At 68.7% G+C, this 17,005-nt stretch carries 11 protein-coding genes and 2 tRNA genes; 5 read left to right on the forward strand and 8 right to left on the reverse strand.

The window, feature by feature from the left end; all coding sequences use genetic code 11:
- Positions 1 to 5: 5 nt before the first annotated feature.
- Both QLH51_RS14020 and QLH51_RS14025 read right to left on the reverse strand, forming a co-directional pair.
- Complete coding sequence (locus QLH51_RS14020) at positions 6 to 1,031, reverse strand: ferritin-like domain-containing protein (protein WP_125660448.1); 1,026 nt, start codon at positions 1,029 to 1,031, stop codon at positions 6 to 8.
- Between the two features lie 319 nt (positions 1,032 to 1,350).
- Positions 1,351 to 2,409 carry a LacI family DNA-binding transcriptional regulator gene (locus tag QLH51_RS14025; protein WP_125660451.1) on the reverse strand — a complete coding sequence of 353 codons (1,059 nt, stop codon included), beginning with the start codon at positions 2,407 to 2,409 and terminating at the stop codon, positions 1,351 to 1,353.
- Positions 2,410 to 2,579: 170 nt separating this feature from the next.
- Between QLH51_RS14025 and QLH51_RS14030 the strand changes: the two genes are divergently transcribed.
- The 4 genes from QLH51_RS14030 to QLH51_RS14045 are packed head-to-tail and all read left to right on the forward strand — an operon-like array spanning position 2,580 to position 5,367.
- Positions 2,580 to 2,984: a PDZ domain-containing protein gene (locus QLH51_RS14030; RefSeq protein ID WP_125660454.1), complete on the forward strand. Its 405-nt coding sequence runs from the start codon at positions 2,580 to 2,582 to the stop codon at positions 2,982 to 2,984.
- Positions 2,956 to 3,639, forward strand: a complete 684-nt coding sequence (locus tag QLH51_RS14035) for a winged helix-turn-helix domain-containing protein (RefSeq protein WP_125660457.1) — start codon at positions 2,956 to 2,958, stop codon at positions 3,637 to 3,639. The genes QLH51_RS14030 and QLH51_RS14035 overlap by 29 nt, the downstream gene beginning before the upstream one ends.
- Before the next feature lie 56 nt (positions 3,640 to 3,695).
- A complete protein-coding gene (locus QLH51_RS14040) occupies positions 3,696 to 4,997 on the forward strand; it encodes a sensor histidine kinase (protein WP_206429185.1) in 1,302 nt (433 codons plus the stop codon).
- Between the two features lie 22 nt (positions 4,998 to 5,019).
- Positions 5,020 to 5,367 carry a hypothetical protein gene (locus QLH51_RS14045; RefSeq protein ID WP_125660463.1) on the forward strand — a complete coding sequence of 116 codons (348 nt, stop codon included), beginning with the start codon at positions 5,020 to 5,022 and terminating at the stop codon, positions 5,365 to 5,367.
- 1 nt (position 5,368) lies between these two features.
- On the opposite strand, the gene QLH51_RS14050 is transcribed toward QLH51_RS14045, so the two are convergent.
- Positions 5,369 to 8,665: a glycosyltransferase gene (locus QLH51_RS14050; protein WP_125660466.1), complete on the reverse strand. Its 3,297-nt coding sequence runs from the start codon at positions 8,663 to 8,665 to the stop codon at positions 5,369 to 5,371.
- Positions 8,666 to 9,281: 616 nt separating this feature from the next.
- On the opposite strand from QLH51_RS14050, the gene QLH51_RS14055 reads away from it, so the two are divergent.
- Positions 9,282 to 12,668 carry an autotransporter domain-containing protein gene (locus QLH51_RS14055; protein WP_206429186.1) on the forward strand — a complete coding sequence of 1,129 codons (3,387 nt, stop codon included), beginning with the start codon at positions 9,282 to 9,284 and terminating at the stop codon, positions 12,666 to 12,668.
- Between the two features lie 380 nt (positions 12,669 to 13,048).
- Here the strand turns inward: QLH51_RS14055 and QLH51_RS14060 are convergent.
- From QLH51_RS14060 to mreD, 5 genes are all read right to left on the reverse strand, one after another.
- Positions 13,049 to 13,124 (reverse strand) — tRNA-Lys (locus tag QLH51_RS14060).
- Between the two features lie 14 nt (positions 13,125 to 13,138).
- Positions 13,139 to 13,214, reverse strand: a tRNA-Lys gene (locus tag QLH51_RS14065).
- 114 nt (positions 13,215 to 13,328) lie between these two features.
- Positions 13,329 to 14,465, reverse strand: coding sequence for a rod shape-determining protein RodA (gene rodA, locus QLH51_RS14070; protein ID WP_125660469.1), 1,137 nt, complete (start codon positions 14,463 to 14,465; stop codon positions 13,329 to 13,331).
- Positions 14,462 to 16,495, reverse strand: a complete 2,034-nt coding sequence (gene mrdA, locus QLH51_RS14075) for a penicillin-binding protein 2 (protein WP_125660472.1) — start codon at positions 16,493 to 16,495, stop codon at positions 14,462 to 14,464. Before mrdA ends, rodA begins: the two co-directional genes overlap by 4 nt.
- Positions 16,492 to 17,005, reverse strand: a 514-nt coding sequence (mreD, locus tag QLH51_RS14080; protein WP_206429187.1) for a rod shape-determining protein MreD, incomplete at its 5' end; no start/stop codon positions are given. The genes mrdA and mreD, both read right to left, overlap by 4 nt.

Below are 17,005 nucleotides of genomic sequence, written 5' to 3' on the forward strand. Positions count from 1 at the left end.
AAGGCTCAGTTCGCCGCGCTGGTCTTGATGTTGCCGTTGACGCCCGACGGGAAGAACCCGCCCGAGGTCACGGCATTGCGGTTCAGATAGGCGATGTTGAGCACCTGTCCGGTGGTCCGGCCATAGGGCAGGCCGGTGGCGGGATCGAACGGCATGATGTTCGACTGGTCGCCGATCGGGCGGACGCCCTGGTCGATGTCGGTCGCGCCGTCCAGCGTGTCGCGCGCGTTCGAGATCGCTTCGGACGAATCGATCAGCGTCGGCGTGGACAGGCCGCGCGTGTAGAGCGCCGACCGGATCATCGCCGCATGATAGGATTCGGCGGCGAGGATGCCGGCTGCCGCCTGGCGGATGAGGGCGTTGGCGAAGCCGCCGAGCGCACCGCGATAGGCGGTGACGCCGACATCCTCGAACAGGAAGGCGGCGAGCAGGAAATTGTCGTCATTCTCATACGGATCGAACGTCGCGCCGGCACCGATCAGCCCGGCGGCCCGTGCCGCGTTGGAGAAGGCGCCGGTCGCGGTCGCGCCGATATCCAGTGCCGGCATGGCGATCGCGACGTTGCCGAGCGCGTTGCGCAGGAATTCGACGTGCGCGACCTCGTCCTGGGCGATCTCGCGGGCGTAGTTGGCGACGACCGGATCGGTCAGGTTCGCCTTGCGCCCGCCGGTGACGGCGCCGGGCGTCGTGCCGCTGGGACCGGTCAGCAGCGTGGCGGCAAGGCCGGTGCCGTTGGCGGCGAAGGCATAGAATTGCGCTTCGAGATATTCGAGGTTCAGCGCGAAGTTCAGCACGTCGATGTCGGTGAACCCGCTGGAGTTCGTCGGGGTGGGCGTCGGCGTGGGGCTGGCGGTGCTGGTGCCGGTGGGCGTCGGCGTGGGCGACGACGAGTCATTGCCCCCGCACGAGGTCAGCGCCAGTCCGCCGCCGACGGCGGCGACCGCCCCGAAGGCCCGGAAGAAATCGCGGCGGTCCTCGCGCCGGCGGGCCCGCGCGTCGAGGGCTGCAACCATCTGTGTCTCGTCGGTCATCTACCGGTTCCCTTAAACCTTGGGCGGTCCCGCCCCGCGCAACCGCGCGGGCACCCGGACCTGTCGTGCGGCACCCGGTCGTGGCCGACCGACATCCCGATACCGCGTGCTGTATTGTCTGTCGGGGCCGGACGCTACCCCCCTAGAAACGGATCGACATTCGCGTGCCATGTCGTCACCCCGGACGTGGTCCGGGTTCCACCTCGCCGCGGACGGGATCGATCGCGCCTTCCATCGATCCCGATCAACCGGGACATTCCGAACGTCGATCCGACCCGGAACGCTTGTCCGGGAAGTCGGGAAACCCCGCCCCCGGCCGTTATCGGGCAGGCCGATCCGGCCCGGCAACCGGGACCCGCGCGATGGATTCGCGCACGATCAGGCGATGTTCGTGGGCGATGCTCGCCGGAACGGGTATGCCGGCCAGCTGGTCGAGCAGCAGCGACGTCGCGCTGACCGCCATGTCGAACACCGGCTGGCGCATGGTGGTGATCCGCGGCCATGTGATGCGTGCGATCTCCGAATCGTCGAACCCGACGATCGACAGCGCGTCGGGCACGTCGATCCCGGCCTCGCGCGCGGCCATCAGCGCGCCGACCGCCATGTCGTCGTTCTGCGCGAGGATCGCGGTCGGCAGTTCGGGCCCCGACAGCAGCCGCCGGGCGGCGGCGAACCCCGAATCGAACGTGAACAGACCGTCGACGACCAGTGCCGGGTCGATCGTCGCGCCGGCCGCGGCAAAGGCGTCGGCATAGCCCTGCATCCGCGCGGTGCTGGCCGCATGGGTCGGATCGCCCTTGATGATGCCGATCCGCCGGTGTCCCTGCGCCAGCACCGCGGCGGCGACTTCCGCGGCGGCGGTGACGTCGTCCACCACGACGCCCGGCACGATATCCTCGAACCGCGTGGGCGAGATCCGGGCGAAGGGCATGCCGATCCCGACCAGTTCGTCGAGGATGCGGCGGCTGTCGGAGGCCGGCGGAGCGAGCACGACGCCGTCGATCGCCGCCGAGCGGAGCAGCCCGACGACCTCTTCGGCATGTTCGGTGACCGAGCGCACCGGCAGCACCACCAGCCGGTAGCGTTCGCCGCGCAGCCGGTCGAGCACGCCCATCTGCAGGTCGACGCCGTAGCTGGGCGACGGATTTTCGTACACCAGCCCGATCAGGTAGGATCGCTGGCGCGCCAGCCCCTGCGCCATGATGTTGGGGTGATAGTCCAGCACGCGCACCGCCTCGCGCACGCGGTCGCGCACCGCATCGGTCACATGCGGTTCGCCGTTCAGCACGCGCGAGACGGTCTTGGTCGATACGGCGGCATGGCGGGCGACGTCGACGATGGTTATGCGCCGCGACGGCCGCAATCGGGGGGACTTCATGGCGCGCATCTCCTCCACGCCGCCGCGGCCATGTCAACCGGGGGCCGTACCCATCGGCACCACTATTGCGACGGAGCGCCAGCCTGTCGACCGACATGACGATATCGTCATGAACTGCCCACCGGACGGGCGGGTGCATTGTGGCAGGAGGACGCCGAAAGGAATCGATCATGCGGATGCTCGACCGAATGACCCCACAGCGGCGGACGGCCCTGCTGCTGGCACTGGCCGTGGCAGGACTGACGGCAGGGACGCGCCGGGCGTGGCCGGATGCGGCACCGACCGGCGCGGCGACCATCGGCGCGACGCTGGCAGCCAGCGCCGGTCCCCCCGGTCTGGTCGTCACCAGCCTGCGCACCGACGGCGCGGCGGCGGGTGCCGGGCTGCGGGTCGGCGACGTCATCGACCGGGTTGATGGACGGCGTGCGCTGTCGGTCGACACGATGGCGATGCCGGAACCGGGCGGTGTCGAGCGGCTGCATGTCGCGCCAAGGGGTGACGCGGGCGCGCGGACGCTGATATTGCGACGGACGGAGGTGGGCCAACGTGAAGATCCTGATCGTCGAGGACGATGACGACACCGCCGGCTATGTCGGCAAGGGGCTGGACGAGGCGGGGTTCGTGGTCGATCGCGCGGGCAACGGCCGCGATGGCCTGTTCCACGCCATTGACGGCGGCTATGACTGCATCGTCATGGACCGGATGATGCCGCAGATGGACGGCATGGCGACGCTGGCCGCGATGCGCGCCGCCGGGGTGACGACGCCGGTCCTGATCCTGTCGGCGATGGGATCGCCCGACGACCGCGTGGCGGGGCTGACGCAGGGGGCGGACGATTACCTGACCAAGCCGTTCGTGTTCGCCGAACTGCTGGCGCGCGTGCGGCTGCTGACCCGGCGACAGGGGGCGGGCGGGCCGGCGGCGGAGACGAAGCTGGCGTGCGACGACCTCGAGATGGATCTGCTTGCGCGGCGGGTGCGGAGAGGTGCGCGCACCATCGATCTGCAACCGCGCGAGTTCCGGCTGCTCGAATATCTGCTGCGCCATGCCGGACAGGTGGTGACGCGCACCATGCTCCTTGAAGGGGTGTGGGACTATCATTTCGACCCCGGCAGCAACGTGACCGACGTGCATGTGAGCCGCCTGCGCCGCAAGATCGATGATGGTGCGGACCGCAAGCTGCTGCATACCGTGCGCGGATCGGGCTACAAGCTGGGGGTCGAGCCCTGACGCACTGGCACCGGTCGGCCACGCTGCGGTTCGCCGCGCTGGTCTTTGCGCTCCAATTGACCGGGGCGGCGACGACGTTGCTGGCGGTGCGCACGATCACCCAGACGCGGCTGACCGACAATGCCACCGACCAGGCGGCACGGCTGCGCGCGGCGTTGCTGGAGGCATGGGCGGCGGGCGGCATCGACGCCATGGCGCGTGCCGCCGACCTCCGGACCGAACATGGCGACCGGCCGCAGTCGGTGGCGCTGGTGATGCGCCGCGACGGCACCGTGCTGGCCGGCAACGTCGCCGCGTGGCCGCCCAACGTGACGCCGGGGCCGCCGGCGACGATCGAAATCTTCCGCGTGCGCCGCGACGTGCCCGAGGCGATGCGAGTGATCGGCACGACCCTCCCCGACGGGACGCGGCTGCTGACCGGCCATGTGATCGAGGGCGAGCGCGCGTTCGTCGGTGCGATGGAGGAGGCGATGGTCGCGGCGATGGTCGTCGCGCTGCTGCTCGCCGGCCTTGCCGGCTGGGTCGCGGCGCGGCTGATCGCGCAGCGGCTGGGCCGCACCGCGCAGACGGTCGCGGCGGTGACTGCCGGCGATCTCGACCGGCGGGTGCGCCTCGACGGGGGCAGCGACGCGTTCGAGGAACTGGGGCGATCGGTCAACGCGATGCTCGACCGGATCGCGGCGCTGGTCGGCGAACTGAAACTGGCGACCGACGGTCTCGCACACGACCTGCGCTCGCCGCTCACCCGGCTGCGCGCGACGCTGGAGCGCGCGCTGGCGGCGGCGGAGAGCGAAGACGGGCGCGTCGCGGTGCTGCGCGCGATGGACGAGGGCGACCGGCTGCTCGTGATGCTCGACACGGCGCTGCGCATCACCCGTGCGGAGGCCGGGATCGGACGCGAGGCGTTCGTCGCGGTCGAACTGTCAGCGCTGCTGGCGGACGTCGCCGAACTGTTCGAACCGCTGGCCGAGGACCGCGGACTGTCGATCGCGGTCGACGCGCCCGCGCCGGTAACGATCGCCGCGCACCGCGAAATGATCGGACAGGCGGTGGCAAATCTGATCGATAACGCATTGAAATACGGGCGCGGTACGATCCGCATATCGCTGACGCAAGGCGATCCGGTCGTGATCGCGGTCAGCGACGATGGGCCCGGCATCCCGCCCGGTCGGCGGGCGGACGCGCTGCAACGGTTCGGCCGGCTGGATTCGGCGCGGACCGGGAGTGGCGCTGGGCTGGGGCTGTCGCTGGTCGCGGCGGTCGCGCATCTGCATGGCGGCACGCTGGAACTGGACGACAACGCGCCCGGCCTGATCGCGCGGATGACGATCGGCCGGGACGCCGGCTTGGCGGGGTGAGGGCGATGCCGTACAGCGCACCATGGCAAAGGCAGATCGTCTCGCCCGGCTGGACGACCTCCGGCTGGAGCAGGAAAACGAATATCGCACCGCATTGATCGAGGCGCTGCGCCGTACTGCGGCGGGCAAATGGGGCCTGTTCGACCATCAGGCCGACCGGCGGACCCGCGCCGCGATGGCGCCGGTGATCGACCATCTGGAAGAGATCGGCGACGCGATCGATGCCGCGCGCGACCAGCTCGGCCTGCCGCCGTTCGACCTGCGTCAGGCGTTCCTCCGTTCGCGCGGGCCGGTCGGCCCGCAGGCGGTGGGCGAGCCGCGCCAAGCGCAGGCGTGGCTCGACCGGCTTGCGGCGGAGGACGAGGCGTAGATCACGCCGCCGCCACCCGCCCGGTCCGCTCCAGCTTGCCCCAGCCGACCACGAACCCGCCGATCGCCGACGCGATCGCGCGCAGCACCACCCAGTACATGATCTGGCGGTACACCAGCCGCTGTGCGACCAGCAGGTGCGCGGGATAGCGCGCCTTGTTCCCGTCGAGCCGGTACGCGACCCAGCCGCACGCCACGTCGATCGCGGTGAAGCACAGCCAGTAGAGCCCCATCTGCCCGACATCGCCGCTGGTCTGCGCCCAGCCATGCTGCGCCACCCGCACCGCCGTGCCCACGATCGACAGCAGCAGCGCGAGGTCGATCAGCGGTGAGATCGCGGCGAAGAAGATCTGGAACAGCCACGCCTGCGGCAGGCCGATCCGCGCGAGGCCGGCGGGCCGGCCGGTGCGCAGCACGCGGCGATGCTTCCACAGGCATTGCAGCGTACCGAACGCCCAGCGATAGCGCTGCTTCGCAAGCGCCCGGAACGTCTCTGGCGCTTCGGTCCATGCGACCGCATTCGGGTCGTAGGTGACGCGCCAGCCGGCCCGCTGGATCGCTATGGTCAAATCCTGATCCTCGGCCAGCGTATCCTCCGGATAACCGCCGACCGCGTCGAGCGCCGCGCGCCGCCACGCCCCGACCGCGCCCGGCACCACCGTCATCGCGTCGAACCCGGCCAGCGCGCGGCGTTCGAGATTCTGCGCGGTGATATACTCGACCGCCTGCCACCGCGTGACGAGATTCACCCGGTTGCCGACCCGCGCATCGCCCGCGACCGCGCCCAGCGCCGGGTCGGCGAACCAGCGCGCCAGCCGGGCGATCGTCGCCGGTTCGAACTGGGTATCGGCGTCGAGCGCGATGATGACCTCGCCCCGCGCCTGCAACAGCGCGCGGTTGAGCGCCGCCGCCTTGCCGCCATTGGCCAGCGTCAGCAGCGTGACGCGCGGATCGTCGACGAAGCGTTCGCGCACCACCGCGCTGGTCGCGTCCCTCGATCCGTCGTCGGCGACGATCACCTGCAACCCGGGATAGTCGCTGGCCAGTACCCGCGCGACCGAATCGGCGATCACCCGTTCCTCGTTATACGCCGGGATGATGACCGAGACGCCGGGATGATGGTCCGGCGGGGTCGGCCGCTCCCGCCGCGACTGGAACCATGCCAGCGCCGCCAGCAGCACGGCGCGCGCCATGCCGAGGCCGATGGCAAGGTAGAACAGCCACGCCAGCGCGACCGAGATCGCCGCCAGCACGATGAAGATCGCGACGTCGGTACGCACCGCCAGCAGGTCGCGCCCGGTCACCGCCGGCATCGCGACGGCACGCGGCACCCCGACCAGCTGCGACGCGGTGACGAAATGATATCCCTTCGCGCGCAGGATCGCGATCACGCGCGGCAATGCCTCGACCGTCTGCTGCCGGTTGCCGCCGCCATCGTGCAGCAGCACGACGTTGCGCGAGCTGTCGGCGCTGACATCCGCGATCTGCCGGACGACCTGCTGGACGATCGCGTCGGTGCCGGGGCGCTGCCAGTCGTTGGGATCGACGTGCAGCCCGACGACGGTATAGCCCAGATCCTGCGCCAGCAATGCCGGAGCGATCTCGTCCATCGTCGTCGGTTCGGCGTCGCCGAAATAGGGTGCGCGGAACAGCGTGGTCGACCGTCCGGTATAGGCCTCGATCAGCCGCTGGGTCGCGTTCAGCTCCAGCTTCGTCGTCCGCTCGCCGGTGGTGGCAAGGTTGGGATGGGTATAGCTGTGGTTGCCGATCTCGTCGCCGTCGCGCACCATCCGCTGCAACAGCCCGGGATGTTCGAGCGCATTCTCACCCACGACGAAGAAGGTACCGGGAACCTTGGACTTTTCCAGCACGTCGAGGATCGCCGGCGTCCAGGTCGCGTCGGGGCCGTCGTCGAAGGTCAGCGCGATCGCCCTCGGATCGGCCGCCCCGGCGCGCTGCACGACATAGGGGGTGGGAAGCGCGGCATAGCGTTCGTCGGCGATCATGCCGTCGGTATCGAAACGCAGCGCGCGGCGGCCGTCGGTCGGCCGGCTGGTGATGCGCAATATCTCGCCCGATCCTTCGACGTCGACATTGACCGCGCTTTGCAGCCGGTCGATGCGCGGCACGCGATCCGGGGTGCGGAACGCGGCGAGGTCGTTCCAGATGCCGGCGTCCTCGCTGCCCAGCCGCCACAGCGCGACGTCATCGATGCCGAGGCGACGCAGCGCGGCAAGTTCGTTCCAGCTGGTCGCGGCGTCGAGCATCCACACCTGATGGCGGCTGCCGCGTTCGTCGTCATAGGCGAAACCGGCATTGCCGCTGCCGCGATCGAACCCGATCTGTGCCGACGAATCATGCGCTGCCAGCCACGCTTCCTCAATCGACTGCGCATCGGCGCCGCCGTCGTGCCAGTCATAGGCATAGCCGCCCAGCGCCACGACCAGCTTGTCGCGGCCGACCTGTCGCATCGCCTGTTCGACCTGGGTCACGAACCACGGCTGCGACGCGATCGGCCCGGCAGCGCCGCTTTCCCAATGCTCGTCATAGGCCATCAGGATCACCCGGTCGGCGGCGCGTGCGACATCGCCCAGCCGCCAGTCGGAATCGCCCGCCGGCGCGGTCACCGCCAGCACCGCACCGCTGGGCAGTGCCGCGTGCAGTTGCGCAAGAAATGCGGGATACCGCGCCGCGGCGGCGGCAGGCAGGCTTTCATAATCCATCACCAGCCCGCCGGCGCGGTGCGCCCGGACATAGCCGGCGAGCTGCGCGACGACGGCCGCGCGCGCCTGCGGGTCGGCCAGCATCCGTGCCGCGCCTGCGCCGTCCCAGTTCCTGTCGGTCAGGTTCTGCACCATCGGCAGCAGCTTCGGCGGATGCCCGGTCGTTGCGAGCAGCTGCGTCAGCCGGGGATCGTCCACCGCGTGCATTTGTTGCCCGACGACGGTCACATAGGCCGGAACGACCCAGTCGAGCCCGCCCATATGCCGCTGCAACGCCGACAGCCCGCCTTCGGCATCGGGCACGTAGAAACCGATCGTCAGCGGCGATCCGGGCGACGGCGCGCTGTTGCGCGGCAGCCAGCGGCCATGCTTCGCCAGCCCGTCGCCACGGGGGGCGAAGGTTTCGCCATGCCGCCGGGTGAAGGGCAACGGCATGCCGAGCGTGCGCGGGGTCAGCACCAGCGTCGTCGCGAACGCGATCGCCGCCAGCACCACCGCGACGATCAGAAACGCGACCCCGCGCCGCGCCCGGACGCCGCGGCGGCCGGTGGGATCGAAGAAGATGGGTTTGCTCACGGGCGACCTTCGGGCTGGAACGGCCGCACGACGCGACCCTGCATCGCCGGTTAGGGGCGCGGCGCGGGCGGGACGGTGAGCGCGGCATGAATTTTCGGTCACCTGCCCGCGACCGATCGACCGGCACTCCTGTGTCGTCACCCCGGACTTGATCGAGACCTCTGCGAAAGTCTCGAACGGAGCCAACGCCTCGCCGTACCCCGGCGAAGGCCGGGATTTAGTCGGAAAGGCCTTTCCGTATCTTGCCAATGCCCCCCAACTGGGCACCGGCCTTCGCCGGGGTACGGATCGAGGCCGTTTGCAGAGCTTTCGACATGTTCCGGGGTCCGTCTTGCCGCGACCGGAGCCGATCGAGCCGTAGATCGCATCGATCGCAGTCGTGCCCAGCAGCAAGTCCGCCGTGACGAAGGGGGCGGCTGTTCCGGCGGGGGAAAGCGAGAATCCGTCATGCGATGCCGATCGGCGTGTCTGCGCGAGTGATGCCGGATTACAACAACTTCGCCTTTCAGCCTTTATTGAGGATCGATATTCGACCGGCGAATTGACACCGTTCGGGTGCGACATAGAATACCATCTTCGCCGCAATCGCGGCCAACCGTCGATACAGGGGATTTGCATGTTGGATGGTCGTTCGCGGGGATTCCGCCGACTGGTACGTTGCGCGTTGCTGACGTCGGTGATGCCGTTCGCCGCGCATGCGCAGGACCGCCCGGTCGAATCGATCGATGCCCCCCATGCCGGTCCGGTATCGGCGGCGCCGGTCAGCACCGCCCCGGTCAGCGTCAGCCCGTTCGGCGTTGCGCCCGGCGGCGTGCTTCCCGGCGGTTCGTCGATCCATGAACCGCAGGTCGTCATCAATCCGCCGGGCACGCCGACCACCGCGCGCGACACCAACGACATCACCGGCGTCGGACAGATGTTCATCAGCCAGGGCGGTGGCTCGCTCGGCCTGTGCACCGGCACGCTGGTCAATCCGCGCATGGTGATCCTCGCCGCGCACTGCATGAACACCCGCGCCGCCAGTGCCTATGGCACCGAAGCCGGCAACACGCCGATGGCGTTCGGGTTCAAGGCGGACAACCTGCCCGGGGTGCGCGACTGGCTGTTCGGCAATGCGACCACCGGCGTCACCGCGTTCCGTTCGACGCCCGCCAACGCCTTCTACAACGTCAACCAGGTCTCGTACCTCACCGAATCGCTGACGCCCGAGAATCGCGGCTTCCTGCAGGCCGATGTCGCGATCGCGACGCTCGACGCGCCCGCGGTGGGAATCCCGGCATGGGCGCTGCTGTTCTCGGCGTTGCCCGCTCCCGCGTCGATCAACGGCACGACCGGCACCGGCTATCACGTCACGATCACCGGCTATGGCCGCAACGGCATCGGGCTGACCGGCGATACCGGCGGCATCGACTATCGTCGGCGCGTGGCGGAAAATTATCTGGGTGGGCTGACGTCGCTCAGCGAGGTCGACCTGTTCCTGTTCGGTAACACGTCGCGTCCGCTGAACCAGAACCTGTACATGACCGACCTCGACGATCCCCGTCGCGGCACGGCATCGGCCAGCCCGTTCGATTTCAACCTGTTCAAGGACACCGCGCTTCCCAAGGAAGGCATCACCGCCGGCGGTGATTCGGGCGGTCCGCTGATCCTCGACCGGACGTTCAGCAAGCCGGTGGTGCTGGGCGTGCTGTCGGGCGGCACGCGCTATTACAATGCGCAGCCGTCGTCGTCCTACGGCACGACGTCCTTCTATCAGCCGCTCTATCTCTACTGGGACTATATCGTCGCATCGAACCCCTATCGCTATGTCAGCGCGAAGGCGGGCGATGCGAAGTGGACCGACGCGACGCACTGGCAGACCGAGCTCGATCCCAGCTATCAGGTGATCCAGGGCGGCCAGCTGGTGAACGGCGTGCCGACCACCGCCGGACAGCGTGAGGCCGGGTCGGGCGGCGATTTCGGGCAGCTGTGCTTCGATACGTCGACCAGCTCGATCTGCAAGGATCTGGCGACCGGCATCTATTACCGGAACGGCGTGGCGGTGGATCGCGATCCGGTCGACACCGGCCCTGCGGCCGTCGCGCGCGCGGCAGCGACGCTTGCCAACGGCTTGCCGGGGGCAACCAACTTCGTCCCCAACAACACCGACCCGGTAAAGGCATCCGGCATCGTCGGTCGTTATTTCGACGTGACGCTGGGCGCGGCGGGGACGACCACGCTCGACACCAGCGCCACGATCGACCGCCTGTCGATCGCCAACAGCGCGGCTCGGCTGAACGTGACCAGCGCCGGATCGCTGACCAGCCTGATCGAGATCAACCAGCTGAACGGCCAGGCGATCGTTGACGGGCGCGTGCGGACCGGTGGCGACTATTTCCTGCTGGGCGGGCTGCTCACCGGGGCGGGCCGGGTCGATTCGCGCTTCCTGACCAGCGTCAGCGGCACGATCGCGCCGGGGACGATCGGTACGATCGGCACGCTGACCATCGGCGGCAACCTGATCCTCGCGTCGGGCACGCAGCTGGCGATCGATATCGGCAGCGGCGGCGCGTCGGACCGGATCGCGGTCGTCCGCAACGGCACGACCGACGGTCTGGCCAGCATCGGCGGATCGGTGCTGTTCAATCCGGTCGCGGGCAGCACCATCCGCTACAACGACAGCTACACGATCCTGACGACCGCCGGCGAACTCCGCGGCCGGTTCGCGGCGCCGGGTGCGCTCAGCGCCATCCTGCGGCCGGTGCTGAGCTATACCGCCAACAGCGTCACCGCACGGATCGACGCGGGCAGCTATGCCGGGGTCGTGGCCAACACGCCGGTGCAGCGTGCCTATGCGCAGCTGCTCGACCAGAACCGCGGCAATTATGCCGCCGTTTCGGAAGCGTATGGCATCCTCGACCTGCAGACGCAGGCCGGGATCCAGTCGTCGCTGGAAGGGCTGGCCCCGCGCAGCGAGACGACGAAGCGCGCGATCGGCATCGCGGCGATGGATAACGTCGCCCGCTTCTATCGCGAGCGGCTGGCAGCGATCGATCCGGCGCAGCCGCTCGGCGGTACGCTGGCGGTGATGGGGCGGCCCAACGATGTGGTGATGGGCGCGGTCCTGGCTCCGTCGATGGGCGTCGCACCGCAGGCCGACGGCGCGGTTACCTCGGTCCGCGAAGGCGTGTTGCCCGACGATGCCAGCGCGTTCCTGGCGGGCGGCTATATCCGCGGCAGCGCACCGTCGATGCCGGGCGCGATGCCGATGGGCGGCCGCGACGAGTTCGATGGCTTCTACATCGCCGGCGGCCTCGAAAAGGCGCTGTCGGACAGCGCGGTGCTGGGCTTCGGCCTGTCGTACAGCGATGTCGATGGCCAGCAGCAGTTCGGCCAGACCGCGAAGGGCGAGCTGATCCAGGGCACGCTGTACGGCAAGGCGCAGGCGGCGATGGGGGCGACGATTGACGCACAGGTCGGCGCGGGCGTCTATCAGGCGCGCACGACGCGCAGCGTGGCGCTGGGGGCTACCCCGTTCACGCTGCGGGCCCGCGACAACGCATTGGCGCTGTCGGCCGAAGTCGGCGCGAGCTACCTGTTCGGGACCGACCGGCTGCACATCGGCCCGCGCGTCGCGGTGCGGGCGAGCCAGATCGGTTTCACTCCGACGGTCGAAACCGGCGGCGGTCCGGCGCTGCGCTACGACGCGGACAACTATACCAGCGTGCAGGGGCGCGCCGGGGCATTGCTGGACGGGGCGTTCGGTGGCTTCCGTCCGTTCGCTTCGGCCTATTATGTCCGCGAGTTCGAGGATCGCGCGGCATTCTTCACCGCCAACTTCGCCAACGGCATCGGCCCGAGCGTAGCGTTCGCGCTGCCCAGTCGCGACCGCGACTGGGGTGAGGTCGGTGGCGGTTTCGCCTTCGGCAGCGATACCGTAGAATTCTCGGTGGCGGCGGACACCACGATCGAACGCGACATCCGCAACCAGTCCTATCGCGGATCGGTGAAGGTCCGCTTCTGATCGGGCCGGGCCGGTGCGTTCGGCGCATCGGCCCATGGCGGAGAATGCGAAAAGGCGGTGGCCCAACGGGTCGCCGCCTTTTTTCGTGTGTTCGAGGAGATGACCGGACGTGGTTCCAGCGAAGGCCGGTAGTCTTTTGACCGTAGTGCGCGGCGGGGGCCGCGTGGGGGCGCAGTCTTCGCCAGAGTCTGATCCACCCTATGGCAAGGGGGCGTCATCCGGGCGATGGCACGCAGCAGGAGCCGATGGAGACCCCGGCCTTCGCCAGCGTGACGTTCCCATGCGGATGGATCAAACTCGAGGGTGCCGTTGCGACGCAAGGGGACGATCAACGCAACGACAGCCGCGGCGCCGGATCAAGGTAGTAAGACTGGAAGGCATGGTGGACGCACTTGGGCTCGAACCAAGGACCCGCTGATTAAGAGTCAGCTGCTCTACCAACTGAGCTATGCGTCCATACGCTGGACAGGTGGTGGACGCACTTGGGCTCGAACCAAGGACCCGCTGATTAAGAGTCAGCTGCTCTACCAACTGAGCTATGCGTCCGTCGCCTGGGCGATGGGGCGGGCCGGGCTGGGCCGATCCGCCGTTGGAGCGGGGCCTTTAGCGAACCTTTGCCGCTAAGCAAACCCTATTTTTCCCGATCGGCGGAAATAGCGCTCAGAACCGCACGCGATCGCGATTTTCGCGGTCGATCGCCATCAGGATGCCGATACAGCCGAGCACCGTCATCTGCGCCGATCCGCCATAGCTGACCAGCGGCAACGGGATGCCCACTACTGGCGCCAGCCCCATGACCATGGCGAGATTGATCGCGACGTAGAAGAAGATGGTCGTCGCGAGGCCCCCGGCGACAAGCTTGGAGAAGCGGCTTTCGGCCCGCACGCCGACGCCCACGCCCCAGCGGACCAGCAGGATGAACGCGGTGATGAGCAGGAGGCCGCCGGCCAGTCCCCATTCCTCCGCCATGGTCGCGAACACGAAGTCGGTATGTCCCTCCGGCAGATAGTCGAGATGGCTCTGCGTGCCGTTCAGGAACCCCTTGCCGAAGATGCCGCCGGATCCGATCGCGATCTTGGACTGGCTGATATGATAGCCGGTGCCCAGCGGGTCGCTTTCGGGGTTGAGGAATATCAGCACGCGGTTGCGCTGATATTCGTGCAGCAGGAAGTTGAAGGCGAGCGGCGCGGCGATGGCGAGGCCAAGCGCGCCGCCGAGGAACAGGCGGATCGGCAGGCCGGCGAGGAACATGACGGTCAGCCCGCCCGCGGTAATCATCAACGCGGTGCCGAGATCGGGCTGCAGCATGACCAGCACGACGGGTATGCCAAGCATCGCCGCCGCCGGCCAGACCGCGCCGAACCGGCGAATCTCCCCCGCCGGGAGCAGATCGTAGAAGCGGGCGAGCGCCAGCACGATCGCCGGTTTCATGAATTCGGAGGGCTGGACGCGGATAAAGCCGAGGTCGAGCCAGCGTTGCGATCCGCCGCGCACCGCGCCGGCCAGCTCGACCAGCACCAGCAACACGGCGATGACCGCGTAGGCGGGCAGGGCGACGCCCTGCCAGAAGCTCATCGGCACGCGCGAGATGCCGATGGCGGCGAGCAGGAAGATGGCGAAGGCGATACCCTGACGCGACGCCCAGGGCTGTACGCTGCCCCCGGCGGCGGAGAACAGCACCACCAGCCCGAACCCGCCGATCGCGAGCAGCAGGAACAGCACCCGCCACGGAAGCCTTGCGAGCGGGGCGGGAACGAAGCCCAGCCCTTGCGACGTCGTCTGATGGATGCGCTTCATTCGGTCCGGTCGGTGATGTTGGATTGGGCGACCGCGGGGTCGGGCTGGCTCTGGTTCGCCGCACTGTCGACGACGTTGCTGGTCGCGCTCTCGACATCGGCCGGAGTCGCGGGGACCGTGGCGACGGGTGCTGCCTGTTCCGCTTGGAACGCGCGCCACTGTGTGGCCATGCGCGTCTGTACGTCGCCGCCCCATTCGCGCTCCAGCGGTTCGAGCCGCGCCATCGCCTTGTCGCGATCGAACAGCCACGACAGGATGTCGCTGGCGATCGGTGCCGCAGTGTAGATATGGCCGGAATGTTCGAGCACGACCGACACGGCGTAGCGCGGTGCGGCAGCGGGCGCATAGCCGATGAACAGCGAATGGTCGCGCATCCGGAACGGGATGGCACCATCGCCCAGTACGCCGGTGCGGCGTTCGGCCATGGTGATGCGACGGACCTGCGCCGTGCCGGTCTTGCCGGCCAGTTCGATGCCGGGCAGCCCCTGGAATCGCGAGCGTCCGCCGGTGCCGCCGCCATTAACCACCGCCCAGGTCGCCTTGTGCACCGTTTCCAGCATCGCCGGGTCGATGCCCATCGACGGGGCGGGGGTGTGCGGCTTGTCGAGCAGCAGTCGCGGCACGACCTCGCGCCCCTGCGCCAGCCTAGCGGCCATGACTGCCAGCTGGAGCGGATTGGTCAGGACATAGCCCTGGCCGATCGAGGCGTTGACCGAGTCGGCTACGGTCCATCTCTGTTTGTATTTCCGCAGCTTCCACGCGCTATCCGGCACCGTGCCATACCGTTGCGACTGGAACGGAAGTTCGAATTTCTGTCCCAGCCCCATCTGCCGAACGGTGGTGGCGAAGGTGTCGTAGCCCAGTTCGCGCGCCATGGTGTAGAAATAGATGTCGCAGCTCTGAGCGACCGCGCCGACCATGTCGAGCGGACCATGGCCGCCCCGCTTGTGGCAATGGAAACGGCCGGTGCCGACCTGGAGCACGCCCGAGCAGTTGACGCGGCGATGCGGATCGATCCCGGCGCGCAGGATCGCCAGCGCGTGCATCGGCTTGACCGTCGATCCCGGCGGATACAGCCCCTGCAGGGTCTTGTTCATCAACGGGATATGGTCGTCGCTCGACAGCATCTTCCATTCCAGCCGGCCGATGCCGTCGGAAAAGCTGTTGGGATCGTAGGCGGGCATCGACACCATCGCCAGCACGTCGCCGGTAACCGCATCCATCACCACCGCCGAGCCCGAATTGGGGCCGAAGCGGCGGGCGGCAAATTCCTGCAACCCCAGGTCGATCGTCAGGCGGACGTTGCGTCCCTGCCGGTCGGGGCGGGTTTCCAGTTCGCGGACGATCTGTCCCCGGGCGGTGACTTCGACCCGCTTGGCGCCGGCGGTCCCGCGCAGTTGCGGTTCCAGCACCTTTTCGAGGCCGTCCTTGCCGAGCTTGAACCCCGGAGTGACCATCAGCGGGTCGCGCGTCTCCTTGAACTGTTCGGCGGTGGCGGCACCGACATAGCCGGTCAGATGCGCGACGGCGGCACCCGGCGGATAGCTGCGCGAGAAGCCGCGCGTCGGCTGTACCCCCGGAAGCTCGGGCAGACGGACGCTGACCGCGGCGAAACGCTCCCAGTCGAGATTCTCCGCGACCTGGACGGGGGTGAAGTTGCCGGCGCGCTTCAGGTCGGTCTGGATACGCGCCATGTCCTCGGGCGTCAGCGCCAGCAGCTGGCGCAGTTCGCCCAGCACGCGGTCACGATCCTCCAGCCGGTCGGGGATCAGGTCGACGCGAAAATCGGTACGGTTGTTGGCAATCGGCGCGCCGTTGCGATCGATGATCCAGCCGCGGCGCGGCGGAATCATGGTCAGGTTGACGCGGTTGCTTTCGGCCAGGAGATTATAGCGCTCGTTCTCGGCGACCGACAGCCATGCCATGCGGCCGGCAAGGACGACGCCCACCGCCACCTGCGCGCCCCCCAGCACCATCGCCCGCCGGGAGAAGCTGAAAGCCTGTGCGGCTTCGGTGACGATCCTGCTCATTCATCCTCGCGGCCCGCAAGCGCCGTACATAGCCGCGTGGCCGCCGGAAACAACGCCACCGACACGAATGTCTGGAACAAAAGCACGGTATCGACATGGGCCGACAGGCCGGTGGCGAACACGCGCCCGGCGAACAGGCACAGGGCGACTGCGCCGCCCGCCAGCAGCCAGTCCTGCCAGAAGTCGCGCGCGAACAGGCGGGTATCGACCAGATCGAGCATCAGCGAACAAACCTGCCACAACAGCATGGCGCTGCCCAGCGGCTGGCCGCTGACGAGGTCGTCGAACAGGCCAAGCGGTGCCGCGGCCCAGACGGGCAGCGTGCCGGGGCGCAACAGTCGCCATGCGAGGAACATCAGCAACCCGCACGGCGGCAGGAACGGCACCGTCGCGATCACCGGGATCAGCGTCATCAGCGACCCGGCGAGAATGCTAAGAACCACCTTGCGCGTCAGGACGCGTTCGGCCCGGTCGTCGTCAGGCCCGAGCAGCTTCATTCGGCGGGGGGCC

The sequence above is a fragment of the Sphingomonas sp. 2R-10 genome (assembly GCF_030062225.1).
Taxonomy (GTDB): Bacteria; Pseudomonadota; Alphaproteobacteria; order Sphingomonadales; family Sphingomonadaceae; genus Sphingomonas.

Excerpts from the sequence above, each read along its gene's own strand:
- QLH51_RS14025 (WP_125660451.1), bottom strand. The coding sequence starts at position 2,409 with ATGAAGTCCCCCCGATTGCGGCCGTCGCGGCGCATAACCATCGTCGAC.
- QLH51_RS14045 (WP_125660463.1), top strand. The coding sequence starts at position 5,020 with ATGGCAAAGGCAGATCGTCTCGCCCGGCTGGACGACCTCCGGCTGGAG.
- QLH51_RS14030 (WP_125660454.1), top strand. The coding sequence starts at position 2,580 with ATGCGGATGCTCGACCGAATGACCCCACAGCGGCGGACGGCCCTGCTG.
- QLH51_RS14020 (WP_125660448.1), bottom strand. The coding sequence starts at position 1,031 with ATGACCGACGAGACACAGATGGTTGCAGCCCTCGACGCGCGGGCCCGC.
- mrdA (WP_125660472.1), bottom strand. The coding sequence starts at position 16,495 with ATGAGCAGGATCGTCACCGAAGCCGCACAGGCTTTCAGCTTCTCCCGG.
- QLH51_RS14055 (WP_206429186.1), top strand. The coding sequence starts at position 9,282 with ATGTTGGATGGTCGTTCGCGGGGATTCCGCCGACTGGTACGTTGCGCG.
- rodA (WP_125660469.1), bottom strand. The coding sequence starts at position 14,465 with ATGAAGCGCATCCATCAGACGACGTCGCAAGGGCTGGGCTTCGTTCCC.